Annotated in this window: 21 protein-coding genes; 2 read left to right on the top strand and 19 right to left on the bottom strand. The window is 59.5% G+C overall.

What is annotated here, in order from left to right; genetic code table 11:
• Nucleotides 1-10 precede the first annotated feature (10 nt).
• Genes ALO80_RS22060 through ALO80_RS22015 form a run of 10 tightly spaced genes read right to left on the bottom strand, consistent with a single transcriptional unit; the run spans nt 11 to nt 9,781 of the window.
• The gene (locus ALO80_RS22060) at nt 11-1,189 is read right to left on the bottom strand and encodes a hypothetical protein (protein WP_055010533.1); all 1,179 of its coding nucleotides are present in this window, start codon (nt 1,187-1,189) and stop codon (nt 11-13) included.
• Nucleotides 1,186-3,081 (bottom strand): PEP/pyruvate-binding domain-containing protein, encoded by a 1,896-nt coding sequence (locus ALO80_RS22055; protein WP_055010532.1) that lies wholly within the window; start codon nt 3,079-3,081, stop codon nt 1,186-1,188. Before ALO80_RS22055 ends, ALO80_RS22060 begins: the two co-directional genes overlap by 4 nt.
• On the bottom strand, nt 3,071-3,745 hold the full coding sequence (dcd, locus tag ALO80_RS22050; RefSeq protein WP_055010531.1) for a dCTP deaminase: 675 nt from the start codon (nt 3,743-3,745) through the stop codon (nt 3,071-3,073). The genes ALO80_RS22055 and dcd overlap by 11 nt, the downstream gene beginning before the upstream one ends.
• A 2-nt stretch (nt 3,746-3,747) precedes the next feature.
• A complete protein-coding gene (locus ALO80_RS22045; RefSeq protein ID WP_055010530.1) occupies nt 3,748-4,260 on the bottom strand; it encodes a dCTP deaminase in 513 nt (170 codons plus the stop codon).
• Nucleotides 4,261-4,264: 4 nt separating this feature from the next.
• Nucleotides 4,265-5,281 carry a fatty acid desaturase family protein gene (locus ALO80_RS22040; RefSeq protein ID WP_055010529.1) on the bottom strand — a complete coding sequence of 339 codons (1,017 nt, stop codon included), beginning with the start codon at nt 5,279-5,281 and terminating at the stop codon, nt 4,265-4,267.
• A gap of 34 nt (nt 5,282-5,315) precedes the next feature.
• On the bottom strand, nt 5,316-6,425 hold the full coding sequence (locus tag ALO80_RS22035; RefSeq protein ID WP_055010528.1) for an SDR family oxidoreductase: 1,110 nt from the start codon (nt 6,423-6,425) through the stop codon (nt 5,316-5,318).
• Between the two features lies 1 nt (nt 6,426).
• The gene (locus tag ALO80_RS22030) at nt 6,427-6,894 is read right to left on the bottom strand and encodes a type II toxin-antitoxin system RatA family toxin (RefSeq protein WP_055010527.1); all 468 of its coding nucleotides are present in this window, start codon (nt 6,892-6,894) and stop codon (nt 6,427-6,429) included.
• 12 nt (nt 6,895-6,906) lie between these two features.
• Complete coding sequence (locus tag ALO80_RS22025) at nt 6,907-8,163, bottom strand: aspartate aminotransferase family protein (protein WP_055010526.1); 1,257 nt, start codon at nt 8,161-8,163, stop codon at nt 6,907-6,909.
• A complete protein-coding gene (locus tag ALO80_RS22020; RefSeq protein WP_055010525.1) occupies nt 8,160-8,714 on the bottom strand; it encodes a DUF6031 family protein in 555 nt (184 codons plus the stop codon). Before ALO80_RS22020 ends, ALO80_RS22025 begins: the two co-directional genes overlap by 4 nt.
• Nucleotides 8,711-9,781, bottom strand: coding sequence for a DUF6001 family protein (locus ALO80_RS22015; protein WP_055010524.1), 1,071 nt, complete (start codon nt 9,779-9,781; stop codon nt 8,711-8,713). Before ALO80_RS22015 ends, ALO80_RS22020 begins: the two co-directional genes overlap by 4 nt.
• Before the next feature lie 551 nt (nt 9,782-10,332).
• On the opposite strand from ALO80_RS22015, the gene ALO80_RS22010 reads away from it, so the two are divergent.
• Together ALO80_RS22010 and ALO80_RS22005 are read left to right on the top strand one after the other, a co-directional pair.
• The gene (locus ALO80_RS22010) at nt 10,333-11,448 is read left to right on the top strand and encodes a type III PLP-dependent enzyme domain-containing protein (RefSeq protein ID WP_055010554.1); all 1,116 of its coding nucleotides are present in this window, start codon (nt 10,333-10,335) and stop codon (nt 11,446-11,448) included.
• A 24-nt stretch (nt 11,449-11,472) separates the two neighbouring features.
• On the top strand, nt 11,473-11,808 hold the full coding sequence (locus tag ALO80_RS22005; RefSeq protein ID WP_055010523.1) for a DMT family transporter: 336 nt from the start codon (nt 11,473-11,475) through the stop codon (nt 11,806-11,808).
• 28 nt (nt 11,809-11,836) lie between these two features.
• Here the strand turns inward: ALO80_RS22005 and ALO80_RS22000 are convergent, their stop codons facing one another.
• The 9 genes from ALO80_RS22000 to ALO80_RS21960 all read right to left on the bottom strand — a co-directional run bounded on the left by ALO80_RS22000 (nt 11,837) and on the right by ALO80_RS21960 (nt 20,897).
• Complete coding sequence (locus tag ALO80_RS22000) at nt 11,837-12,634, bottom strand: phosphodiesterase (protein ID WP_055010522.1); 798 nt, start codon at nt 12,632-12,634, stop codon at nt 11,837-11,839.
• A 104-nt stretch (nt 12,635-12,738) separates the two neighbouring features.
• A complete protein-coding gene (locus tag ALO80_RS21995; RefSeq protein ID WP_055010521.1) occupies nt 12,739-13,326 on the bottom strand; it encodes a peroxidase-related enzyme in 588 nt (195 codons plus the stop codon).
• Nucleotides 13,326-13,847 carry a CMD domain-containing protein gene (locus tag ALO80_RS21990; RefSeq protein ID WP_174518969.1) on the bottom strand — a complete coding sequence of 174 codons (522 nt, stop codon included), beginning with the start codon at nt 13,845-13,847 and terminating at the stop codon, nt 13,326-13,328. The genes ALO80_RS21995 and ALO80_RS21990 overlap by 1 nt, the downstream gene beginning before the upstream one ends.
• Nucleotides 13,848-13,921: 74 nt before the next feature.
• The gene (locus ALO80_RS21985) at nt 13,922-15,487 is read right to left on the bottom strand and encodes an ABC transporter substrate-binding protein (RefSeq protein WP_055010520.1); all 1,566 of its coding nucleotides are present in this window, start codon (nt 15,485-15,487) and stop codon (nt 13,922-13,924) included.
• Between the two features lie 51 nt (nt 15,488-15,538).
• Nucleotides 15,539-16,552, bottom strand: a complete 1,014-nt coding sequence (locus tag ALO80_RS21980; RefSeq protein WP_055010519.1) for an ABC transporter ATP-binding protein — start codon at nt 16,550-16,552, stop codon at nt 15,539-15,541.
• The gene (locus tag ALO80_RS21975; protein ID WP_055010518.1) at nt 16,542-17,555 is read right to left on the bottom strand and encodes an ABC transporter ATP-binding protein; all 1,014 of its coding nucleotides are present in this window, start codon (nt 17,553-17,555) and stop codon (nt 16,542-16,544) included. The genes ALO80_RS21980 and ALO80_RS21975 overlap by 11 nt, the downstream gene beginning before the upstream one ends.
• Complete coding sequence (locus ALO80_RS21970; RefSeq protein ID WP_055010517.1) at nt 17,552-18,469, bottom strand: ABC transporter permease; 918 nt, start codon at nt 18,467-18,469, stop codon at nt 17,552-17,554. The genes ALO80_RS21975 and ALO80_RS21970 overlap by 4 nt, the downstream gene beginning before the upstream one ends.
• Nucleotides 18,466-19,440: an ABC transporter permease gene (locus ALO80_RS21965; RefSeq protein ID WP_055010516.1), complete on the bottom strand. Its 975-nt coding sequence runs from the start codon at nt 19,438-19,440 to the stop codon at nt 18,466-18,468. Before ALO80_RS21965 ends, ALO80_RS21970 begins: the two co-directional genes overlap by 4 nt.
• Entirely contained in the window at nt 19,437-20,897 is a 1,461-nt protein-coding gene (locus ALO80_RS21960; RefSeq protein WP_055010515.1) for an NAD(P)-binding domain-containing protein, read from the bottom strand. Before ALO80_RS21960 ends, ALO80_RS21965 begins: the two co-directional genes overlap by 4 nt.
• Nucleotides 20,898-21,137 lie beyond the last annotated feature (240 nt).

Genomic DNA, 21,137 nt, shown 5'->3' with positions numbered 1-21,137 from the left:
GCATGTGAGTTCAGAGCCGACTCGCCTGACGGGCAAAGTCGAGTTTCGAATAGAGATCCTGTTGAAACGGCAGGCGTCGTTCCGCCAGAAAATCACGCATCACATTGGATACGGCTTCAAAGTCCTCCTCCACCTCACGCAGTGTGTGCAAAGTCCTGCTGCGGCAATATTCGACTTCGACCTGAGCGAACTCCGCACTCCCGTCAACCATGCGGCAAACATCGAAATACGCTCCGAAACCATTACCGGTCCTCAGCGATTCGAAATTGATGTCGATCCGGGTGCGTCGGAACGGCTTGAGCCGACGCAGGTTTGCCGAAGTCATCGAGCGGGCGTGAGTTTCGATATCGGCAAACGCCACCGGTTGATCGGTGTTGAAGTCCTCGCGGCGCAATTCCGCGTTCTCGAGAAACCATTTGCGCTTGACCGCCATCAGCCCGTCGGCCTGGAGAATGAACGAGATGTACCCGGTTTCGCGGGGGTCGCCAGTCACCTCGAAGATATGCGACTCATAATCGTAGGTTTGAAAATCACGGTCGATTTCCAACACCAGATCCTTGAAATCTCCCTCTCCGAACGCCTTGTGCATCGCGGTGGACAACTGCCACATGTCAGGTATCTGAAACGAGGTGAATTTACGTTCCAGTTCCATTTCCGGACGCCAGCGCACGTACCAGCAGTCGTCGCTAAGCATCGGTTGCGAAACGGCCACACGCGCAGCAGCGGACCTGGCCAGACGTTGCCAGGCCCTCCAGGAAGCACGTTCGACCGGTTCGACATCCATCAGATGCAGAAACAAGGCTCCGGCTTCGCCCTCGTGGATGTAGTGATAGACGCTGCATTTATCGAGGTGATGCACCACCGCCAGGGTTGCCATCAACGCCTGATCGGACGGTCGACGATTGAGTGTCGGATCCAGCATATGCATGCGCGAACGGCTGTCCTGAGTGCGCTTGCGTTGCCCGGCATTGAAGACCTGAAAGTCGAAGTCCTTCATGGGCATCGGCACATGGGTGTGATGGGCATTGGAAAGCCACTGCGCATGCAGCGTGCCGCTGGGGATAAACAGACCATTGTCCGAGTGGCGGGCTCGCGCAGCTTCTGTGTCGACAATGGAAACCAGCGCGGAGTCGAGGCTGCCGTTGAGGGTGTGTGGATCGAAAAACAACAGTGAAATATCCGTAGTCATTGCAGTTCCCGTATCTCGTTGACAGTGTGAGGCAGCGCCTTGGGGCTCTGGCTGAAGGTGATCCGTTGTCCGGCAAGCCCCTGCCGATACAGCGCTTCGGACTCCACCGCAGGAATGCCGTGTTCGCGCAACAGAATCGAAAGGTGGCAAAGCATGGACGCCTGCTCGAAGACAAATCCGCGCGCGAACGGCAGTAGTGCCGCCAGTGCCGCATAAGGGCGCGGCGAGACCACGATTGCCTGTCCGTCGTGGATCCGTAGTTGCCGCTCAAGCTCTTCCAGTTCAGTGCCCAGCGAGCTGGATGAAGGGATCGAATTGATCGACACAGTGGCCGAGATACTCAGTTCCTCCAACTGTCGCCCCGCCGTGACCAGCACCACCGGTCCGTCGGCATAACCTGGAGAAATCAGACGGATTTCCGTGGCGTCCTGCACCTGAACGAACGTCGACAGCGGCGAAAAATCGATCAGATGCAACTGCTGCCCTGCCCTTACCCATTCCAGTTGCACCGAGCCCAGCAGTTCGCCAGCCGCGTGGGTGATGCTGTGCAGTTGTTGCGCATCGGCAGGGCCATTCGGGTCGTTGGTGGCCAGGCGCGCGCGTTGAGTGCCGGCAATGCCGCGATTGATCGCCAGCAAGCCTTCCGATGACCATTCGCAGGTCGTCGAGCCGTCATCACATGCCTGAGTGATGAGCCCGGTTTCACCCTTCAGAAACTCGCGCAGCACGAAACACACCACGCGCTCGTCACTGAGTTCAAGCAGTCGTTCACGCACTGCGCCCCGCTCGAGGATCTGCTGGCGAACCTGGTCGGAGAAGTCCAGTACCACTTGATCGGTTTTGAGCCTGTCCAACAGTGCCTGGCTCATGGCCGATTCGAGCAGGCCTTGGCGATTGGCCTTTATCAGCAATGCCTGGCCTGCCGAAACGTCATGGCTTTGCGCGAATAAAGCCAGTGGACGGCGCTTGCTTCGAAAATACTGCGCAAAGGCAGGCAATGGGCGGAAGTCCGTGAGTGCATCGTCACTGGCAAGGTACAGTTCAGTCCACTCCAGCATCGGTTCCAGGCTGCGCGCTTCCCGCAGACTGGTGACGGGTCTTGCCTGAAGCAGCCAGAGTTGCCGTTCATCCACTGCCCATTCGATGTCGGCAGGCATGCCCAGCGCCGCAGATGCTCTGGAGGCCAGCGCGGCCACCTCCAGCAGCAAGGTCGTGTGTGGTTCCAGCGCCGGGTCACAGTCCAGCAGTTGTCGGGCACCGATCCGCGCCGACATGCCTTTCTCCACTCCGGACACCATCGCTTCACCCAGCGATGCGACCGTTTCAATCAGCGTAACCGCCTCACCGCTCAGTGGATCGTGGCTGAACGCAACGCCTGCGAAGCGCGCCTTGACCATGCGCTGCATGATCACCGTCATCTCGACCGGTGTTTCCAGCATCGACGCTCGCAAGCGTTCCAGGATGGCCTGACGCGAAACTCCGGAGCGCCAGACATCCAGAATCGCTTCCTTGAGCGCTGGCAACCCCTTGACCGACAGATGAGTGCTGAAAATTCCGGCGAAACTGTGCTGGTTGCCATCCTCGATATTCGCCGAAGACCGCACGGCAAGTTCGTTGCCGGCGTCAAAACCGGCCTGCCCGAGCAACATCTGAAGATGGCTGTCGGCAGCGTCACTCCATTCGAACTCGGCCAGCCGGGCGATTCTGTCCATGTGCTCGTCAAGGAAGGCACCGGCGGTGATCCGCACGGTTTTCAACGTGTCCTCAATGGCCTGTTTGCGGCTTGCGAAGTCCTGCCATAACACGCGGTAATCTGCATCCTGCAGAGCGCTCAGGGCGGGCACCGGCAGATCACCGGCAAGGTGTTTCAAAGTCGAGTATTTACTGGACACGACGGCCTCCTGCTATCAGTGAAATATCGGTGGCCATACGCCCGGGCCTGCCGGTCAGCGCATCGGGCACGGCATCGAGCTCTTCGTGGGCGGCTACCACAGGGAATGGTGCCAGGCTGGGCACCAGCGGCTGCGGGCGCGGCGTCTTGTCGAAATCCATGAAGATCCGTGACGCAAAGGCCTCGGTCGCCCCCTGATACTTTCCGGCGTACAACTCAATATCGCCCTTGACGTTCCAGAACATCATCTGACCGATGTTCATGCCGGGGTAAACCCGTATGCGGTTGAGCGCATACAGCTGCAAGGTCCAGCGCCCGACGAAGCCGATGTCGCCCAGCGGTGCCGACAGATTGATGAACATGCCCAGTCTTGCGATCGAAGAACGAGCCGCATAGGTAGGTACGAAATGGGTACTGCCCATGGTTTCTATGGTTGAGGCCAGATACAGCTTCATGGGCTGCAATTCATAGCCTTCCGGGCCGATTTCGATGGTTCGCGTCGACGCCTCGGCGCGCACATCGATCACATCGTCTTCGTAGACCTTCATCTGGTCATGCAAGCGGAAGTTGTAGCTGTTGGGATTGACGTTCTCATGGGAAAACGGACTGATGACGATTTCACCCGAACGCACGCGATTTTCGATTTCACTACCGGTCAATATCATGGTCAATCCAGGATGATTTTCGAGGGCACGGTGCTCTTGGAGCCCAAGTAGCGTCCCGCGTAGCAGGTGGTCATGCCGAAGTTCGCCCAGAAGCAGACCTTCGCCACTTTGGTGCCGGCATAGACACGCACCGGTTGAGTCACAACGATTTCCAGAGTCCAGCTGATGGCCGCACCGGTATGGCCGAGCGGCGCACTGGTCTGGATGAAAACGCCGCAGGACGCCGTGGAGACATTGGCGTAAAGCTCGCTGGCAAAATCGATACCGCCGATCTGCTCGACAGTGGCACCCAGGTAAAAACGGTTGGGGTACAACACGAAGCCTTCGGGCGGAATACGGTGTTCGACCACCTCCAGCGCACCGTGAGGATCGATGCGGTCGCTGCCGTATTCCAGAAGCAGATCCGCCAGGTGACAGCCGTACGAATTGACCTCGACGTGTACGGGGTCGAAGGGCTCGATGACGACACTGCCGACCTCGCGCATCTTCACTATTTCAGAACCTGTCAGCATCATGGGTTCAAGCCTCCTGGTCCATAGAGGCCACGGCACGCGCCTGGCCGTTGGCACCATATAATTCGGCGCGCATGCTGCGTGCCCCCCAGAGATAACCCTGGGTGCTGCAGGCGGCAGCCGAGCCAGGCAGGCGTTGCGCCAGGCGCCGGGACAAGATGCCCAGGTAATAGCTGGGTATCTGTTGAAAAAGATGGTGTTCCCAGTGCCGATTGATATTGCAAGGCGCGAAAAGCCCTCGCTCCAGCCAGCCCGGACTGACACTGCGTGCATCGCGCTTGACACTTTGTGTCGAAAGCCCTGCGTGCTCCGACAGGCTGCGAATGCGCAGAATCGGCGGCAGAAAGAACACCAGTGGCACCAGCCAGTACAGCAGTACGCCCGGCCAGGCATGCAAGGCCGTGATGAGCAGCGCGGCGCAGGCATAGAAGGCCATTGCCTGATAGCGCTCGATGCGGTTCGACGGCACCGGGTGAGTGAACAGTCCGATTACGCTGAAGCTGTCCATCGTGCGTAGCGATTGCAGGGTCGACAACCCGCTGATGTCGCGCAGCAGAGCTTGCCAGAACAGTCCTGAACTGGCGGGTGCAAAGGCATCGGCGTAGTCCGGATCGTCCAGGGTGTTGAGATGCTTGTGGTGGGCAATGTGGTGGGCCCGGTAGCGTGACGTGCTCAGCGTCAGGGGGAACGTCAGAAACACGTTTGAGATCAGGTCGTTGCGCCGCCTGTCCCGGCTGATCAGCATATGCGCCGCATCGTGCATAAGTACCAGCAACGCGTGCTGTCGCGTCGCAACGACTGCTGCAGCGACCAGGCAAACCAGCATCGAGTCGTTGACCTCAGCCAGCGTGACTGCGGCGACGATCACCGCCCACTGCACGCCTATCTGCAGTGCCTGCCGCCAGTGGCTGAGTTGCTTGAGATCAGAGGTCAACAGCTGGTTGTCGCGTGCCAGCATGGCGCGCTCTGAGCGTCGGTCGTAAGCGCCACTGTCCGTCGTGTCGAGTTCGATTGTGTCTGCCATGTTTCATCTCCCGTTCAATCGTTGAAAGGGCCTGCTAGCCGTGCATTGCCGCCGACTTCGCGACAAGCTTGTCCAGGCTGATCCGCGCTTCGGGCGCATGAGCCAGCCAGTAATCCACCGCTTTGGGTAAAAACACTTCCGCGCTGGGCGCCGGGTTCCGGACATTCAACGGTGGCCTGACCAGATCGCTTTCGGCGTACACGCCATAGATTTGCAACAGGCGCTCGAAATAGCGGAAATCCCGGGTCGAAATACCTTCAGGTCGCCATGCGACCAGCGACCGCTTGAGGAACGCCCATTGCCGGCTGCGCAGGATCGGTGCCGGGGTCAAGGGCGCAATACCCGCTTGCTGCCGCGCATGATCGACGCGCGACTCGATGACGCGGATCACCTGCTCATAAGGCAGGCGTGCATCTCCCGCCGATGCGACGACCTCGCGCGCTTCGCCACCGGCCACGCAATGACTGACAAGGTGGATCAATTCGTCCACCACCCAATCGATAGGCACCAGATCGAACAGCCCCTGGCGATTGCCGACCAGAAACGGCGGCGCAAAGGAATTGATGAAGCGAATTAACGGGTACAGGCCGTGAAAACGACTGATCGCACCATCGCCGGTAGCGCCGATCACCAGGCTGCAACTGAACACGGAAATTGGCATCTGTGTGCCAAAGGTCTCGCGCAAGCCACGCTCTGCTGCTGCCTTGCTTTCCTCGTAACCGTTGCGATAGGTCCAGCCTTCACAACGGGTGAATGCTGTGGACACGTAAATGAAATGAGGCTTGCGCACCAGCTTCTGGACAAAGCCGCAGAACAGCTGCGCACCTTCGACATTCAACTCGTGCATCTCTTCGAAGGTCTTGTCCCAGGCCACATCGGCAGCCAGATGGACTGCCGTGGCGCACTCGATGGCGGGCAGCGTGGCAGCCAGCGCATTCAGGGAGTCGGCGTCTGTAAGATCGGCGATCCGGCATTCGAGCCGCGAGCGGCTGTGCGCAGCCAAATCCTGCAGGCAACGACTGGCCGCCTTCGCAGAACGGAACAAGGCAATCACATGCGACGCCGGATGCTGACTGAGCCAGTCGCGCACGAACCAGGAGCCCAGCGCACCACTGGCCCCGGTGATGATCAGTGTCGAGCGCATATCAGCAGCCCCCTGCCGCAACCCGCTGATGACGGCGAGCGAGCAGCTGATTGCGTATGCCGTCCAGCATCTGGATGTTATTGGCGCGAATCGCTCGCTCACCGATCGGGTGCAGGACTTCGGCCAGCGACGGGATGCCAAGGTCGAAGGTGACATTCAGGTCCACGTGCAAGCCGTCTTCGCGCTGGACCAGCAGCCACTCGCCGTACCAGACCTCAAGGTCGCCATCAGTCTGCTTGAACTCGATACGCTCGCCCGTCACCAGCCAATCCTGCTCGGTCCAGGTCAGCTCACTGCCATTGATCAATACGCGCCACGTACTGGAAACGTATTCACTTTGCCGAGGGTGAACGATCACCTCCAGCACATCGCTCATGAAGTCGGGATAACGGGCGAAGTCCGAGAGAATCGGCCAGACCTCGCCAGGCTCGAAGTCACCGAGCAGAACACTGGTTGATACATCAGGCATAGGAATTCTCCGTCATTGAATGGAACGGTAAGCCGCATCGACGGCATCACAGAAACTGTTGATGCCTTGTTCGAGGTCGTCTCGGGAGATGGTTGCGTCGGGATAAACCCGCAGCACCGTGGTTGCACTCAGGCAGAAAGCCAGTAGCACATTGCGCTGGGCGGCCTCGATCAGGATCTGCGCCACATAGTTGCTGGAGGTGAATTCCACACCGATCATCAGGCCGCTGCCTCGCACCTCAGCCACGGCGGGACAGTCCTGTAGACGCGTACGCAGGATGCTCATGGCCACTTGGCCCAGCTCGTTGACGCGCTGGCAGAACGCGGGAGTGCTGACCACGTCGAGCACAGCGTTGACCACTGCTCCGGCCAGAGCGCTGCCGGCATAGGACGAGGCATGCACGACCGGATCACGCGCGGGCGCACCGAATCGGCTGCTGTCGTAAATGGCGGCGGCCACCGGAAACATGCCGCCGCCCAGGGTTTTGCCAAACACGATGATGTCGGCTGGCGCGCCGCAGATCAGCGATCCGCTGCGGCCCAGGCCGGATTGAATCTCGTCGTGAATCATGAACGCGCCATGTTCGTGGCACAGACCTGCCAGCTCGCCCAGAAACCCCAGGTCGACCGGTCTGATTCCGCCCTCTCCCTGAACGGGCTCGGCGATCACTGCGGCAATATCGCCTGCTGCCAATGCCTGGCGTGCAGCAGCAAGATCACCGGCAGCAATGAACACGACATCTTCGGCGTGCATCAGCGCAGCGTGTCCGCGATAGCCATAACTGATCGCAAGCGCGCCACTGGTCCGGCCATGGTAGGCGTGGGTCAATGCGATGATTCGCCGCCGACCGGTCTGCATGCGTACCAGTTTGAGGGCTGCTTCGATGACCTCCGAACCGCTGTTGCCATAAAGCACACCGTTGCCCGGACGGCCAACACACGTCACGAGACGCTCGGCGGCGCTCAGACTGGGTTCGTTGGCCAGTATCCGGCTGGAAAGGCCAAGAGATGTAACCTGCCGCGTCAGCGCAGCCACTACTTCAGGGTGGCGATGGCCCAGCAGGTGCAGTCCGAAAGAACCGAAGTCCAGCCAGCGGCGGCCGGTGTCATCGGTTATCCATGACCCCTCTGCCGAGTGCTCGGCGGCGGTAAGCCCGGCCATGCGCAACATAAGGCCTTGCTCACGGCCAAACACCGCACCGTAGCGTTCGACAAACGAGGATTTGCGCGCAGGTACGCTCGCAGGCACGGCCATGACATGACTGTTCATAGAGACCTCATCAAAGGTGCCAGAAAGGCAGCGTCGCTGCCGGCCAGACGGCAGGACCGGTCCCAGTCGCGCAGGGTTCGCAGGACCTGACCCTGAGTGCCAGGCAGCAGCGGGTTGAACAATTTCCCGGGAAAGGCTTCCAGCAGTTCTTTGAACAGCTCGATCAGCCGCTCTGCTTCATTGTCCTGACCTGCAGCATTGTCAGCGGGAACGCCGAGCCATTCGGCGGCAACGGGTCCGGTGTGAGCAATGACGTCGGTGAGGCCGTACTCGCTGAACAGCGCGAACTGGTGCAGCTCGTTCGGGGTGTCGGCACCGGCCAGCCGGCAGTCGATGTCGACCATCAATTCAGCCAGTTTGATTCTCAGCGCATCCACCACACGGGGCTCGTCCGACGCGCCTTCCAGATCTTCCAGATATGCCTCAAGCTCGGTCATGAGTAACCAGGCCACCGATATCAGCTTTTGCGCGTAGGCACCGGCCGGGTATACGTAGCCGCCACCGAGCCGGGGAAACCACTGGCGAACGGGGGATTGGTTACTGGCAGTCATGCGTGCGCTCCCTGCTTCGGGTGTGGGTCCTTGAGTGAAAAACTGACCACCCCTGCTCGGGCGGCGCGCAGAAAACACGCAGCCACTTCCCGGGACTGCTCGGCCAGGTCGATCGGGCGAGTGCTGCGCAATTCCGGCACATCCAGATGCGTCAACAGGGTCGCTTGCTGGTTGTCGGTGAACACGAAGTCGACCCCCGGCAAAAATCTGCTGGCGGTGGAGCGCTCGATACCGGGGTTCAGCTCGGCGTAGGCGGCTTCGCAGGCGAACGTCTGCTCGGCGAGTTGAGTCAATTCGCACAGCTGCATGAGGTCCGCGCCCTGCAATCCATTGCGGCACGCCGGATAGGCGCGTTGCCACAGCTGCCCGATGGCACGGGCAAGGCCGTCGTCAGTCAGCATGCCGTGCCTGTTGAGCGCCCGATCCCAGCGCAATAGCGTCCACTTGCGATTGGAGTTGACCCAGCCGTGGCTGGCCAGCGTCGCGTTCATCAGAAACAGTGCGGCGTTGCAGGCATAGGCGGCCGCCGCGCGGTGTTCGCCGCTGCGCCAGGCCAGCACCGAGAAGCAGGCACTTTGGCGAAAGTCATCGAACGCCGCAGCAGACCAGATCGAACTCAAGTCCTTCTGACCGTCCAGATAAGGCAGCGACTGATCGGTAGACACCGCGCATACCAGGCGCTCCAGATACTTTCGCGATACCGCTTGCTGCGTGTCCCATTGCTTGAATGCAACAAGTTTCTGTGCGGTGGTTTTGAGTGCGTCCGTTGCCAGTTGAGAAAACGCGCTGTGAACTTCTTCGCGGGCAAATGCCACCACTTCCATATGGTGTTCATTGTGGTAAATCTGCGAGGCCATCGAGTGATCGGACTGCCGGTCATCGGTCACCGCTATCAGATCTATATCACTGGCCGCGTTAGCGATGCCATGAACTGGAGAACTGCTGATCAAAGCCAGTTGCGCATGTGAATACTGGCGTTTTACAACGTCTTCCAGTTCGGCAAAATCAAGTTGGCGCATGGCCAGAAATTGCTGGGCGTTGCCTGAATAAAAAGCACGAAAGTCCATGTATACCTTCCACTCGATAACGGTGACTTCATTGGGGCTGCCAGTCGGCTTGCCGGACAGCCCGTGCCTGATCCATGACCATGAATTACGTCGTCGTCGTTAACGCGAGCGCTGACGCAATGCAACAAGCTCTATTACGTCACGGCGTAATACTTAGCAAGTGGCGTGCCATCGCCATTGATCATCGCGTAACGGCAAGGCGTCAGATAATCGCCATGGCGGTACCGACGCGAGATCGATACATCGGCAACCCATTAAATTGACTGGTATTTTTTCAATCACTATCAAGGGATGATTACTTTAATACATGTATCGAATTATTTATAAATCATTTCTACAAATAGCAAAGTGCTATCTTTATTGATTGTTTTTACCTGCTTATTAAACTGCACCACGCCGATTCGAGCACTTCAAAATCGCACTGTTTTGGCGGACCGTCTTGTACACATGTTTATTGAATCGCTTCCGTTAAGTTGTTCCGCTGCCTGATAAAGCGGTGGCATGAAGTTTGCTGAAACCCTGCTCACACTTCGAAGCCAGGGATGTTCAGCGTGGACACACTTCTTGCACAATTAGCCGATGACACCAACGACACCTTCTATACCGTCGACCCGCGCTGGATCACCCAGAATGCGCAGCAATTCAGTGGCTGTTTTCCTGGCACCGTGCTGTATGCAATGAAGGCCAATCCACTTGCGCAGGTGCTTGAAGCCTTGAGACTGGGCGGTATCAATCATTTTGACGTAGCGTCGCTTGCAGAGGTGCAGACGGTACACAGCACGCTGCCCGATGCAGTCCAATATTTGATGAATCCAGTGAAATCCCGCCACTGCCTGCACGAGGCCTACTATCGATATGGCGTACGTTCATTTGTGCTCGACAGTGAAGAGGAACTCCTGAAGTTGCGGGACGTGCTGCCCGAGCGCGACAGCTCGATCAGCATGTTCGTGCGCTACGCGCCTTCCGAATCTACGGCGGTCTATGATCTCAGAGGCAAATTCGGGGCAAGTCCGGCGTTGGCGACGCAACTGGTGCACCAAGTGGCGTCCAGCACCGACTGGTCACTCGGACTGTCATTCCATGTCGGTTCACAAGCCCTTGAAGACGGCCCGTGGCTCGCTGCCCTCAATGACGCCGACGCTATTGTTCGCGACACCGCCCAGCATGTCAGGCATCTGGATATCGGTGGCGGGTTTCCGGGCAATTACCTGAACTCTATCGGAAACACGCCGGCCCTGGTCGGCAGAGTCTGCGACCACATTCAGACCAGCCCGACACTGAAGGATCTGAACCTGATCTGCGAAGCGGGTCGTGGCCTGGTCTACGGCGGCATGTCGCTATTTGCACGGGTGCTTTCAAGGCGCGAACACAGCGTTTTCTGTGGCGCCGGTATTTTCGGCGGCTTGCTCTCGGCCCAGCAGTGGCTGCAATTTCCCGCACGCGTGTGGCGGGGCGCTGCGCCTTACACCGGCTCGGCGCAAAACACCTTCACTATCTTCGGCCCCACGTGCGACAGCATGGACCGCCTGGCCTTTCCCTATACGCTCGCCAGCGATATCAGTGAAGGCGACTGGCTGGAGTTTCAATCGACCGGCGCTTACTCGGTGTCCTTGCGCACCCCGTTCAACGGGTTTTACGCCGACCGCATCATCTCTCTCCCTTCCTGAATGCCTGAAAAGCGATCTGCCGTCATGCTCATAAAAGCCTACTTGTTCCTGCTTGCAGGTATCGTCGCTGAAACAGTCGCGACCATTGCACTCAAAGAAAGTAACGGTTTCACCCGCTGGGTTCCGGTCGTTGCCTCGATAGCAGGCTATGGTCTTGGCATTGTGTGTCTGGGGTATGCACAAAGGGACTTGCCCATGTCACTGATCACCTCGATGTGGTCAGGCCTGGGCATTACCCTGATCACCGTCATTGCAGCGTTTCGCTACCAGCAGGTGCCCACGTTGATGGCGGTCGGCGGTATCAGCCTGATCATCGCGGGCATCATTCTGGTCAACCTGGCCAAAGAGCAAGCGACCTGACAGCCGACGCTGTCAGCGTCACTCCGGTTCAGGCAAAGTCAAAGGGTCCTTCAAAGCGGCCTATCGGCACCCAATGGGTGATCAGACCTGTGTCGGCTTTCCAGTGATGCAGCAGCAATGCAGGCGGTTCGACATAAGACGCGTCGGCAGCCCCGGAGCGCAGTCGCAAGGCGATGGCCGTCGTTGTGCTCGGCGCCGTACACATCAGCGTGCCGCCGAAGCGCAGTTGCATGAAGCGATGAATATGCCCGCAGACGATACGCTCGACGGCCGGGTATCTGCAGACAACCTCCGCCAGCCGCTCGCCCCTTTCACAGCGATACGCATCGATGTAGGGAATGCCGCTTGAAAACGGCGGCTGATGCATCATGATCAGCGTCGGCTTGTCAGGCTCCAGCGCCAGTGTGCGATCCAGCCACCGGGTCGCAGTGTCGGTCATATCGCCGTGATGCTGCTGCGGGACGCTGATATCCAGACCGATGATGCGCACCGCTGCAGAACCCGAGTAAACGAAACTGCAATCCTGGTCATTGATGAAGTAATCGTGCTCGGGAAAGGCGTCGCGCAGGTTCTGCCGATGATCATGGTTGCCCGGTATCATCAGCAGTTTTTGCCGTAGTGGCTGCAGCAACTCCCGGGCCATTGCGTATTCTTCGGACAGCCCCTCGTCCACCAGATCGCCGCTGAACAAAATCAGATCGGGGGGTGGGTCGAGGGCGTTTATCGTGTCGACGGCGGCGGCCAGCATGGTATTGGAGTCCACCACGCCTTGATAGAGTTGCCCTCTGGGCCGTACATGTGTGTCCGAAATGTGTGCTATCAGCATTCCATTACCTCAATCGTGTCCAGGTCGCTTGTTCACTCATGCAGTGAACCTGCAACGACCGGGCCAGACTGCACCTCAAGCACACCCTTCGGCCGCAGCAGCCATCACGCCTCGGGAAACACCGGCTCTCCCAGATTGAGCATGAGCCGGTTGGCCCAGGCGAATATCGAGATAGCGTGAATCAGGTCCAGCACCTGTGCATCGTCCAGCCCCTGCTCGTGTAACGCTTGAATGTGCCCGGCGCTCAGCGAAGCAGGTTCAAGCGTCAGGTCGATGGCGAACTGCACGATGGCTTTTTCACGTGCCGTTGTACCTGCCGTTGCGGGGTCGGCAAATACCTGGGCAATGACGTCGTTGCGCTTGGCCAGTTGTTCGAAGCGCTGGGCATGCACCGACGCGCAATACACGCAACGGTTGATTCGCGATACGACGGTGCTCGCCAGTTCTCGCTCGGCACGCGACAAGCCGCCCGGTGCGTACATGATCGCGTTGAACGCCTGTGAGCGCTGACGAAGGATGTCAGGGTGATGCGCCAGCGTGAGGTAGTAATCCGAGGTCTTGGCCTGCGGGTGGCTTTCTTCAAGCACCGCAACCTGCTCGGCGGTCGCACTGTTCAGATCCACGGTGGGCAGCCAGGCCTTCCAGCCCAGTACCTGATTGGTGAAACCGTCAATTTCAATGAGTTCGCTCATCAGACTGCTCCGGCAGACTTTAACGCGCCCAGCCCTGCAGCCAGACGCACCTGATAGGACAAAAATGCGATCAGTTGCGCCAGCACCACGATTTCAGCAGTGTTCAAGCCCTGGTGTTGCAGCGCCTGCAGTGCACTTTGATCACCGTCCACCGGCGACTCGATCAGGGTGCGCGTAAAATGCAGGATCGCAGCCAGGCGCGGGTCTTTCAGCAGATCGATCCGGCTGGCATTCACGTCTGCCAGTACGCTTGCCTGCGCCCCCAGCGCTTGCAACTGCGACAGGTAATGCTCGCTCAGCGTTGGCTGCAAACTCAGCAGAGTCGCGTAATAGGCAACCCAAAGACGCTCGCTCAGCGACAGGTTGTGCTCAAGACCTGGATCGAAAAACAAATCCTGGCTGCCCTGCGTGGCCAACGCCACCTTGTCCCGTGCATGCCGAACGGCATACAGCGGGCTGCCCGCCTGGATGCCGGTCAGGTCATCGAGCAAATCCGGTGTCGTTGCATATTCAGTGGTCAATGTCATGAAAAGTCCTGCAATGCTGTGTTGCATTTGCGCAGCTGCCTGCACAGGCGGCTGCTGAATGAAAATAATCAAGGCTGCTCGGTGACCATGGTTGCCGCAGTACGGTCACTGACCAGGGGCTCGACCTTGAGGCCTTTGCGGGCTGCCCAGATGTTCTGGTAGTGGAACAGCGGAATGATGCCGACGTCATCGCTGACGACCTTGACCGAATCTTCAAGAATCTTGCGCCGTTTTGCCTCATCGAACTCTGCGGTCGAATCGGCCAGGGCCTTGTCTACCAGCGGATTGCTGTAATGCCCCCAGTTGGAAGCGCCCTGCCCTTTGCTGCTGTCGACGGTGGTCAGAATGTTGGTCAGGGCATACGCCGCTTCACCGGTCCCGTTACCCCAGGCAATCACGCTGATCGCCAGCTCATTTTTGTTGGCCTTGCCGGCGTACACTGCCCACGGCAGTACCTCCAGCTGAACCTTGACGCCAATACGCGTCCAGAACTGCGCCACGGCCTGCATCACCTCCGGGGCTTGCGGATAACGGTCACCCGGGACGTGCACGGTCAGTTGAAATCCTTCGGGAAAGCCTGCCTGCGCCAACAGGTCCTTGGCTTGCTTGACGTCATACGGGATGTTCTTGATCTGCGAGTTGTAACCGAAGGTATTGGTCGGCATCCATTGATTGGCTTCGGTAACGGTGCCCTGCATGATGCGTTCGTTGATGGCCGGACGATTTATCGCCAGGGATAACGCCTTGCGCACTCGCACATCCAACAGCGGATTTTCGGCCAGCGGCTTGCCCGAATTGTCGCGAATGAACTCGTTCGGCCCGGCGCGGAAACTTGGCTGAATGATCAGCGCCCGCAGGCCTTGATAGGCGAAAACATTGACGCCTGGCGTCTTGCGCAAGCGCTCCACATCGGTAGGAGATACCTTGTCGATCACGTCCACATCACCCGCCAGCAAGGCTGCAGTGCGGTTGGCAGCGTTGGCGATGAAGCGAAAATCAACCTTGTCCCAGGTCGGTTTGCCGCCCCAGTAATTGTCGTTGCGGGCGAAGATCGTGCGATCGCCCGGTACGAACGAGACGAACCGATAAGGCCCGGTGCCGATCATGGCCTTGCCCGAATTGTAATCGGCGCTGCTGGCAGTCGCCCCTGCATGGCGACTGACGATGTAGATCGAGTCGACATCCGGCAGCAGGTTGGCATTGGGCAGACGGGTCTTGATAATCAAAGTGTGATCATCCTTGGCCTTGACCGATTCGACGGTGCGCATGGCGCCTGCGTAAGACGCGACGCTGCCGGGCACGTTGCGGGCGCGTTCGAAGGAGAACACCAGATCGTCAGCCGTCAGCGGCGTGCCGTCTTGCCATTTCACATCATCGCGCAAGGCAAATTCCCACGTGGTGTCGTCCATCACTTTCCAGCTTTTTGCCAGACCCGGCAGGGTCTTGTCATCGCGGCGGCTGACCAGCGACTCAAAGGCATGCAGCGCTACCGAGCGGTCGCCGGCGTAGTTGTTGAGCTGAGGATCGAGCGACGAGACCGGATCGGCGTAACCGATACGCAGGTCTTGCGCCGAGACACTGCCGGCGGCCAGAACGAGGGCCGACGCCAGCAACGAACGAACGAGTGGTTTCATGGGTGATTCCTTGTACGCAATGGCAGAGGGTGACGAGCTTCAGGCGCTCGTTCAGTTTTGGTCGTTCAGATGACACGCGCTCCGGTGGTTCGGCGAAACCTCCCTCAGCGCTGGAGCTTCCTCGCGGCAGCGCGCCATGGCGTGCGGGCAGCGAGGGTGGAAATGACACCCGGCAGGCGGGTTCAGCGGGCTGGGGATTTCCCCTTTGATCGCGTCATAGCGGGTACTGCGAATATCGAAGCGCGGGATCTGCGCCAGCAAAGCCTGGGTATAGGGATGATTGGCACGCGCAAACAGGTCATCCACCGATGCTGTCTCGACCACACGACCCAGGTACATCACGACGACACGGTCGCAGAGGTGCTCGACCACGCCCAGATCGTGGCTGATAAACAGGTAGGTCAGCCCCAGCTCGTCACGCAGGTCCATGAACAGGTTGAGAATCTGTGCCTGAATCGACACATCCAGCGCCGCCACCGATTCATCGCACACCAGCAGTTCCGGCTGCACTGCCAGCGCACGGGCAATACCGATGCGCTGGCGTTGTCCGCCGCTGAACTGATGGGGATAGCGCTGACGCATCTGCGGGCTGAGCCCGGCCCGTTGCAACTGGGCACTGACGTAGTCGTCCGCGCCTTTGCGGTCGGTCAGGCCGTGCAGCAGCGCGCCTTCGCCAACAATACGGTCGACCCGCAGGCGCGGGTTGAGACTCGATGATGGGTCCTGGAAAATCATCTGCACCTTCAGGCGCAGCGCCTTGCGCTCCTGCGGTGTCAGGCTGTCAAGCGGTTTACCGTCCACCCATGCGTTGCCCGACGAGACTGGCAGCAGCCCGGCAACCATGCGTCCCAATGTCGATTTACCGCAGCCTGATTCACCCACCAGGCCGACCACTTCGCCGCGCATGATGCGCAGATCGACGCGATCCACTGCATGGGTCACGGGTTTCGGACGGGTCAGATGCAATCGCTGCAACAGCCCTTGAAGGGAGTGCCCATCCACCGGTTTACCGAAGGTCTTGCTGACCTGACTCAGCTCGATAAGGGGAATCTGATTACTGTGCATCGGCGGCTCCCGGGTGAAAACAGCGAACTGTCTGGCCTGGTCTCGTCTCGTGAGACAGGGGGTCCTGCGTGCACATCTGCGAGGCTCTGGAACAGCGTGCCGCGAAGGCACAGCCCGCTGGCATCGACAGCAGGTCCGGGGCCATGCCGGGTATCTGGCGCAGACGTTGACCACGCTTGTTGCGACTTGGCAGGCTGTCGATCAGCCCTTGGGTGTAAGGATGTTGCGGGTGGTCCAGCACACCGGCGACCGGCCCCTGCTCGACAATACGGCCGGCGTACATCACCGCCACGTCGTCTGCCAGCCCTGCAATCACGGAGAGGTCATGGGTGATCCAGATCAACGAAGTACCCTGTTCGCGCACCAGCTTCTGCACTTCACTGAGAATCTGCGCCTGAATGGTCACGTCCAGCGCGGTGGTCGGCTCATCGGCAATGATCAGGTCAGGGGCATGCAGCAACGCGATGGCGATCGCCACGCGTTGACGCATGCCGCCAGACAATTGATGCGGATAGACACGCAGGCGTTCTTCAGGGCTGGCAATGCCCATCAGCGCCAGGGTCCGGCTCGCATGCGCGCGGGCCTCGCGCCTGCCGAGCGGACTGTGCGCGCGCACCGCCTCGATCATTTGCGTGTCGACCCGCAACACCGGATTGAGGGTCATCATCGGGTCCTGAAAAATCATTGCTACCCGGTTACCCTGAATGTCGCGCAATTGCGAGGCAGACAGTTTGGTCAGGTCACGCCCTTTGAACAGCACCTCACCGCCACTGATCCGTCCTGGCTCGTCGACCAGGCCGAGAATAGAAAACCCGGTGACTGATTTACCCGATCCCGACTCGCCGACCAGACCGAGAATGCGCCCTGGCTGCACCTGAAGGGACACATCGCGCACCGCGGGCAGCACCCCTGCGCGTGTATGAAACGAGGTGCACAGGCCTCGTACATCAAGGGTTGGCTGTTGCATCGACGTTGACGCGCGTGACACTTCAGACAGGCTCATCGCTGCAACCTCGGGTTGAGAACGTCACGCAAGCGGTCGCCGACCAGATTGATCGCTACGATGGTGATCAACAGCGCCAGTCCCGGAAACAGGCTGATCCAGTATTCATTGCTGAGCATGTACTGAAAGCCATTGGCAATCAGCAGCCCCAGCGAAGGCTCTGTCACCGGGACGCCCAGACCGAGGAACGAAAGGGTCGCCTCCAGGGTGATGGCACGGGCAATCTGCAATGCGCCGATCACGATCAGAGGGGGCAGGCAATTGGGCAGAATATGGCCGATCACAATGCGCAGCGGACCAACGCCCTGGCCGCGCGCCGCATCGACATACTCACGGCGGCTTTCAGTCAGCGCCTGACCGCGCGCTGTGCGGGCGTAATAGGCCCATTCGAGCAAAATGAGGGTGAGCATCACATTGCCAACCCCCTTGCCCAGCCAGGCGAGAATCATCAGCGCCATGAGAATCACCGGAAATGACAGCAACAAGTCGACCAGACGCATCAGCAACGCGTCGACCCAGCCGCCGACATAGGCAGAAACAAGCCCCAGCAGCGTGCCGATCACTGCCGCAATCAGCGCCGAGCCAATGCCGACCCACAGGCTGATGCGCAGACCGTAGATGATCGCCGAGACCAGATCGCGACCCTGTCCGTCGGTGCCCAGCCAATAGGTGTAGCCACTGTCCATGTTCAGACTGCCGGGTGGCATACGCGCGTCCATGACGTTGAGCTGCATCAGATCGTAGGGATTCTGCACCACGATCCAGGGGGCAAAAGCTGCAACCAGGACAATGATCAGCAAGACCGCCAGGCCTGTCACTGCAGTGGGTGAACTGAAGAACTCGGTCAGCACTCGCCGCCACGGCGACTGGGCCTGCAACAGCGTGCTGGCCGGAGCTTTTGCAATGACATTCATCGGGATGCCTCGCTGCGTACGCGTGGGTCGAGCAGGTAATACAAACCGTCCACGATCAGGTTGAGCACCACGAAAATCACCACCACTACCATCAAGTAAGCGACCACCACCGGGCGATCAAGCATGTTGATGCTGTCGAGGATCAACTTGCCGGCACCGGGCCAGGCGAAAATGCTTTCGGTGACCACGGCGTAGGCGATGGTCGAGCCCAATTCCATCGCCAGCACGGTCACCACCGGGATCATGGTGTTGCGCATGACATGCATGCACATCACACGCATCGGCGAAAGGCCTTTGGCCCTGGCGAACTTGACGAATTCCTGAGGCAGCACTTCGCGCACGCCCGCTCGGGTCAGGCGCAGCACCAGCGAAATCTTGAACAGTGCCAGGTTCAGAGCAGGCAGCAGCAGGTGCTGCAAACCGTCCAGCGTCAACCATGACCATTCCACGCCCAGCCATTCTCGGGTTTCGCCCCTGCCGCTGGCGGGAAGCCAGCCCAGTGTGATGGAAAACAGCATAATCATCATCAGCGCCACCCAGAACGCCGGCAGCGAAAAACCGACAATGCTGGCGGCCATCATCAGCCGGGAGAGCGGATGCTCGGGGTACATACCGGCGAACATGCCCAGCGGCACGCCGATGACCACGGCCAGAAACAGGGCGCTGAACGCCAGCTCGAACGTTGCAGGCAAGCGCTGCAGGATCAGGCGCATGGCGTCTTCGTGATACACGAAGCTTTGCCCCAGATTGCCGTGAACCGCTCCCTTGAGGAAAATCAGGTACTGCTGCCACAGCGGCCGATCCAGCCCCAGGTGTGCGATGGCCTGCAGGCGTTCGGCCTGATTGAGGTCTTCACCCACGAGGATATCCATCGGATTGCCGATAGCGTTGAGGCCGACGAATACCACCACCGTCATCAACAGAATGACCAGCAGTGACTGGGTGAGCCTGCGCAGCGCCCAGCCGATCATTGGCGCCGCTCCCCAGTGGTCGGCTGGCTGACCACCCACTCATTGCCCAACAGCTCTGGCTCGGCGTAGTCGAGCATGGTGTCGAAATGCAGCTCGATGTCTTCATTGAACAACTGCCCGACCAAGGCATGAGCCAAACGCTTGGAGCCCTCGCTGATGGCGGGTATGTCTCCGGATACGGCACCGTAACTCAGCGCCGCCGGGTAACTGAAACAGTGAATATGATTCAGTCCCGGACAGGCACCCGGGGTCTTTTCCTGAAACTCGAAGCAATTGCCCAGATCCGGCAGCACGGCCAGTTCGCTATCGGTTTCGCCCTCTGGCGCTTCGAAGCGATCTTGCCAGACGCGAATCTGCGACGAAAACGGTGCAAATTCCGGCCGCTGTCGGAAGTCAGTTCGAAACCCCGTGGCGAATACCACAAAGTCCGCTTCGAAACGCGCCTTCGGGGTGTTCAGCCAGACGCCGCCGGCAGGGTTTTCTTCGACAGAAAGCAGCGGACTGTCGAGCATGAACCGCGCCTTGCCCGAACCGGACACTCTGAGCGTGCTGCCGCGCGGCGGCGGTACTTGCTGGGTGTTCAGGTAGTGACGAATGCGCCATTTCCAGATATCCGGCAAACGCCAGTATCCGTGGACCATACCCGGATTGCCGACGCCTTTGCCCTTGTTGATGCGCGGCAGTACGGCACGTCTGATCAGCAGGTCGACCCGTGTTGCGCCAGCCTCTAACGCAGTGGCAGCACTGTCCATGGCCGACGCGCCGCCGCCGATGACAGCCACACGTTTGCCGCTGAACCAGCCATCCTGCAAACCTGCCGCCGAGTGCGCCCAGAGATGCTCCGGTAGCTGCCGGGCAATGTCCGGTACCCAAGGGCCGCCCAGACCGTCACGGCCGGTGGCGAGCACCACATGCCGGGCCAGCAGGAACTGCGTTTGTACAGGTGTCACGACATCCAGCTCAATCAGGCCGTCCGCTCTGGGCGCGACACGGCTGACCCGGTGTTCGTTGCGCACGTCAAGCGCCAGCACCTTGCGGTACCAGCGCAGGTAGTCGGCCCATTGCAGGCGCGGAATCTTGTCCAGCAATGCCCAGCCATCGGCACCAAATTGCGCTTCGTACCAGGCGCGAAACGTCAGCGCAGGCAGCCCCAGCGCCGGCCCGGTCAACTGTTTTGGCGAACGCAGGGTTTCCATTCGTGCCGTGGTTGCCCAAGGGCCTTCGAAACCGGCCGGTGACCGATCGAAAATCACCGCCGCGACGCCCAGGTTGCGCAGTTCTGCAGCCAGAGCAAGACCCGCCATCCCGCCGCCGATGATCGCCACATCGAGCACCGCCTGTCCCGCACTCGTCCTGGCCTTGACCCAGGGCTTGGCAGGCAGATCCAGCCAGGCCAGATCCTGCTGCAAACGAGCTTCCAGGGCCGCCAGGCCCGCGGGTGCATTTACATGAGACATTGTGCGTCACTCGGAAAATGTTCGGGCCTCAAGCCCAAGCCTTGATTCAAATTGCTTCAAGAATCATTCCAATGTCGCATTAAATGAATTCTCAAAGGCCTTGAATGCTTAATACGAATAGTAAAAGGCGTTCTTTATTCCCGCAACGCGCAAAAAAGCATATTGATATTCCAAAAGAAATTTATGGAAGCATTCTGAGTGCGCATGATGGCGTAGCCCGTTGACGGGGAACGTCACACA

The sequence above is a fragment of the Pseudomonas caricapapayae genome (assembly GCF_001400735.1).
In the GTDB taxonomy this organism is placed as follows: Bacteria; Pseudomonadota; Gammaproteobacteria; order Pseudomonadales; family Pseudomonadaceae; genus Aquipseudomonas; species Aquipseudomonas caricapapayae.
Note: the sequence above shows the minus strand (reverse complement) of the source record. Positions and strands in the feature narration are given on the sequence as shown.